The sequence below is a fragment of the Pseudomonadota bacterium genome, assembly GCA_026388315.1.
Classification (GTDB): Bacteria; Desulfobacterota; Syntrophorhabdia; order Syntrophorhabdales; family Syntrophorhabdaceae; genus MWEV01.
In genome coordinates this window covers 1-3,600 of the sequence record JAPLKA010000064.1, presented here as the reverse complement: position 1 = coordinate 3,600, position 3,600 = coordinate 1, and the positions used below count along the sequence as shown (strand labels likewise).

At 46.7% G+C, this 3,600-nt stretch carries 8 protein-coding genes and 1 pseudogene; all 9 read right to left on the bottom strand.

From position 1 onward, the window contains the following. A partial coding sequence (locus NTX75_09775; GenBank protein ID MCX5816510.1) for an uL14 family ribosomal protein occupies window positions 1–69 on the bottom strand: 69 nt, incomplete at its 3' end. A gap of 52 nt (window positions 70–121) precedes the next feature. Continuing rightward, the gene (gene rpsQ, locus NTX75_09770) at window positions 122–379 is read right to left on the bottom strand and encodes a 30S ribosomal protein S17 (GenBank protein ID MCX5816509.1); all 258 of its coding nucleotides are present in this window, start codon (window positions 377–379) and stop codon (window positions 122–124) included. 2 nt (window positions 380–381) lie between these two features. Continuing rightward, complete coding sequence (gene rpmC, locus NTX75_09765; protein MCX5816508.1) at window positions 382–573, bottom strand: 50S ribosomal protein L29; 192 nt, start codon at window positions 571–573, stop codon at window positions 382–384. After that, the gene (gene rplP, locus NTX75_09760) at window positions 563–985 is read right to left on the bottom strand and encodes a 50S ribosomal protein L16 (GenBank protein MCX5816507.1); all 423 of its coding nucleotides are present in this window, start codon (window positions 983–985) and stop codon (window positions 563–565) included. The genes rpmC and rplP overlap by 11 nt, the downstream gene beginning before the upstream one ends. Window positions 986–1,032: 47 nt before the next feature. Continuing rightward, window positions 1,033–1,674: a 30S ribosomal protein S3 gene (gene rpsC, locus NTX75_09755; protein ID MCX5816506.1), complete on the bottom strand. Its 642-nt coding sequence runs from the start codon at window positions 1,672–1,674 to the stop codon at window positions 1,033–1,035. Window positions 1,675–1,694: 20 nt separating this feature from the next. After that, complete coding sequence (rplV, locus tag NTX75_09750; protein MCX5816505.1) at window positions 1,695–2,027, bottom strand: 50S ribosomal protein L22; 333 nt, start codon at window positions 2,025–2,027, stop codon at window positions 1,695–1,697. Between the two features lie 41 nt (window positions 2,028–2,068). Next, window positions 2,069–2,350 carry a 30S ribosomal protein S19 gene (gene rpsS, locus NTX75_09745; GenBank protein ID MCX5816504.1) on the bottom strand — a complete coding sequence of 94 codons (282 nt, stop codon included), beginning with the start codon at window positions 2,348–2,350 and terminating at the stop codon, window positions 2,069–2,071. A 3-nt stretch (window positions 2,351–2,353) separates the two neighbouring features. Further along, window positions 2,354–3,161 (bottom strand): annotated as a pseudogene (gene rplB, locus NTX75_09740) (50S ribosomal protein L2). A gap of 28 nt (window positions 3,162–3,189) precedes the next feature. After that, window positions 3,190–3,477 (bottom strand): 50S ribosomal protein L23, encoded by a 288-nt coding sequence (gene rplW, locus NTX75_09735; GenBank protein ID MCX5816503.1) that lies wholly within the window; start codon window positions 3,475–3,477, stop codon window positions 3,190–3,192. Window positions 3,478–3,600: the final 123 nt, after the last annotated feature.

Sequence of the window (3,600 nt, the reverse complement as noted above, 5' to 3'; positions counted from 1 at the left end):
CTTAATGCACGCAACTTTCTTTGCACCCGAATTATCTGCTACATTTAAAATGGTTTGCATCTGTATCATAATAACACCCGCCTCTTACTCAGTGGTCGGAACATCTTCCGGCCACCGGTAACTATTTTGCCTTCTCAAGGATCGCCCGCATCCGCCAGCGCTTCTCTTTGCTCAGTGGCCGCGATTCGACAATTAGGACCTTATCCCCTATATTACAGATGTTGGTCTCATCGTGGGCCTTATACCTCACATATCTCCTCAAGTACTTATGAAATGCGGGGTGCTTGACCAGCCTCTCTGCGCGAACAACGACGGTCTTGTCCATTTTATTGCTAACCACGACACCCTTGATGGTTCTTTTATTGCCACGTTGATCCATATCTATTGTCCCTCCCTCTGCCTCAATACCGTTTTGAGACGAGCGATATCCTTTCTGAGATTCTTCATCATGGCAGGAGATTCCAACTGTCCCGAAGCGTGACGTATCCGAAGCCTGAAAAGTTCTTCGGCAAGATCTCTATCCTTCTGCTTCAATTCGTCCGTACTAAGATCTTTAACCTCTTTAGTTTTCACCAGCTATCCCCCTTGTAAGAAACTTCGTTGCAATGGGAAGCTTATGTGATGCCAGTCTGAAAGCTTCACGGGCGACATCCGGTGAAACTCCTTCCATTTCATAGAGAACCATCCCCGGTTTTACGACCGCCACCCATTCTTCGGGGGCGCCTTTCCCTTTGCCCATACGTGTTTCAGCGGGTTTTTTGGTGGTTGACTTGTGAGGGAATATCCTGATCCAGATCTTTCCACCCCTTTTTACATGTCTTGTCATGGCAATACGGGCAGCCTCTATCTGTCTGGCTGTAATCCAGCCGCACTCCGTAGCCTGAAGGCCATACTCACCAAAGGAAACATGACTACCCCTTGTGGCCTTACCACCCATGCGGCCTCGCTGCATTTTTCTGTACTTCACTCTTTTTGGCATTAACATGGTTATACAACCTTCATTTCCACATCAAAATGACTTCACATTACCGTTTAAGCTACCTTCTTCCCCGGCAATACCTCACCGTGAAAAATCAATACCTTTACACCGATCAACCCATATGCTGTATGAGCCTCAGTGAATCCCCAATCAATATCTGCACGAATGGTATGAAGAGGCACCCTTCCCTCTCTATACCATTCTGATCTCGCCATCTCTGCTCCGCCAAGTCGACCAGCACAGCTTACCCTGATTCCCTTGGCACCAAACTTCAAGGCGGAGGTTACACACTTCTTCATGGCCCTCCTGAAGGCAACGCGCCGCTCAAGCTGAAGAGCAATATTCTCCGCAACAAGCTGCGCATCGATCTCAGGTTTGCGTACCTCAAGAATGTTGATAATGATCTCGCTCTTGGAGACCTTTTCGAGATCCTTCTTCAGTTTCTCAATTTCTGAACCTTTCTTACCGATGATGATTCCAGGCCGGGCTGCATAAATGTTGACCTTGGCTTTGTTGGCAGCCCTCTCTATCTCTATCCTGGAAATACCTGCATGATAAAGCTTCTTTTTGAGATATCTCCGGATATGAATATCCTCATGAACCAATCTGCTGTAAGTCCTCTCCGCAAACCATTGGGATCGCCATGTCTTGGTAATACCAACTCTAAAGCCGATCGGGTTAACCTTCTGCCCCAACCTTTCACCTCCTCAAAAAATTACTCTTCATCCAAGATAACGGTTATGTGACTCATTCTCTTCTTGATCGCTGCCGCTCTGCCCTGCGCCCTCGCTCTCCATCGTTTCAGAGAGGGCCCCTGATCCACAAAAATCTCCTTCACATACAGGACACTTTCGTCTATATTTGGATTCTGCCTGGCGTTGGCTACAGCGGATTTTAACACCTTCGAGACAATGCCAGCAGCATACTTTCTTGTATATTGAAGGATGCTTCTGGCTTCTTCAACTTTTTTCCCCCTCACCAGGTCCACAACCAATCGTGCCTTCTGAGGAGAAATCCGTATATATTTGGCTATCGCTTTTGCTTCCATATCATTAAAACTCCAAACCGCTTATCTCAGCTACCGGTTCATCATTTGCGTAGCTTTGATTTTCGATCACCTGCATGACTGTAAAATGTCCTTGTCGGTGCAAATTCACCGAGTTTATGTCCCACCATGTTCTCAGTCACAAAAACCGGAATAAACTTTTTCCCATTATGTACTGCAAAGGTTTGCCCTATCAATTCAGGGGTAACGGTGGAACGGCGAGACCAGGTTTTAATAACGCTCTTGCTTCCCGATTCCTCAGCTTTCCTGACCTTTTCCAAAAGCTTTTCATTAACATAAGCTCCCTTTTTAACTGAACGTGCCACCTTTTAACCCCTTCTCTTCACAATATATTTATCGGTATTCTTGTTTTTCCGCGTCTTATGACCCTTGGTCGGAATCCCCCACGGCGTGCAGGGATGCCTTCCTCCCGATGACTTACCTTCACCCCCACCCATGGGATGATCCACCGGGTTCATGGCCACACCCCTTACCTTGGGACGCCGTCCCATCCATCTCGACCTGCCGGCTTTGCCGATACTTAAATTTTCATAATCAATATTGCCAACCTGCCCGATAGTTGCCTTACATTCAAGCAAGACCTTTCTCACTTCCCCGGAGGGAAGACGAACCTGGGCATACCCTTCTTCCTTGGCCATAAGTTGTCCATAAGACCCGGCGGATCTGATGAGCTGCCCGCCCCGGCCTATCTTGAGCTCAAGGTTATGCAACAGGGAACCTAATGGGATGTTTTTCAGGGGAATGGTGTTGCCCGGTTTGATATCCGCCTTTTCCCCGCTGATGACAACATCTCCCACCCCTAATTTCAAAGGGGCAATGATGTACCTTTTCTCACCATCAACATAATTCAACAGCGCAATGCGTGATGTGCGGTTCGGATCATATTCTATTGAGGCTACTTTGGCAGGAATTTCGGTTTTATCTCGCCTGAAATCAACCAATCTGTACCTTCTCTTGTGACCCCCTCCAATATGCCGGCTCGTAATCCTTCCATAACTGTTGCGCCCCCCCGTCTTTTTCAGAGGAGACAGAAGACTCTTTTCAGGAACCGCTGAGGTAATCTCCTCAAAGTCCGAACACGTCTGAAGATGTAGGTTTATACTTTCTGATAGCCATCCAACGTCATCCTTTTCCCTTATGCTGATTATACGCCTTCAAAGATTTCAATTCTACTGCCGGGGGCAAGAGTAACAACCGCCTTCTTCCAGGACCGCTTCTCACCCAGAATTTTCCCAACCCTCTTTTTCTTTCCGCGAACATTCATGACATGAACATCCATTACCTTGACTTTAAAGACTTTTTCAACTGCCATCCCGATCTGAATCTTGTTCGCCCTGCGATCAACTTCAAATACGTGCTTGTTGTTTTCATCCTTCGCGATGGTACTTTTTTCCGTGATTAGCGATCTCTTTATAATCCGATACATATCCATTATGATAACAATGCCTCTTCAATCATTCTAACAGATGGTTCTAAAATAACCACATGCTCATGGTTCAGCAGGTCATATACATTAATCCCTGCCGACCTCATCATTTTGACACCCTTGAGATTT

Excerpts from the sequence above, each read along its gene's own strand:
- rpsQ (MCX5816509.1), bottom strand. The coding sequence starts at position 379 with ATGGATCAACGTGGCAATAAAAGAACCATCAAGGGTGTCGTGGTTAGC.
- rplW (MCX5816503.1), bottom strand. The coding sequence starts at position 3,477 with ATGGATATGTATCGGATTATAAAGAGATCGCTAATCACGGAAAAAAGT.
- rplV (MCX5816505.1), bottom strand. The coding sequence starts at position 2,027 with ATGGAAGCAAAAGCGATAGCCAAATATATACGGATTTCTCCTCAGAAG.
- rplP (MCX5816507.1), bottom strand. The coding sequence starts at position 985 with ATGTTAATGCCAAAAAGAGTGAAGTACAGAAAAATGCAGCGAGGCCGC.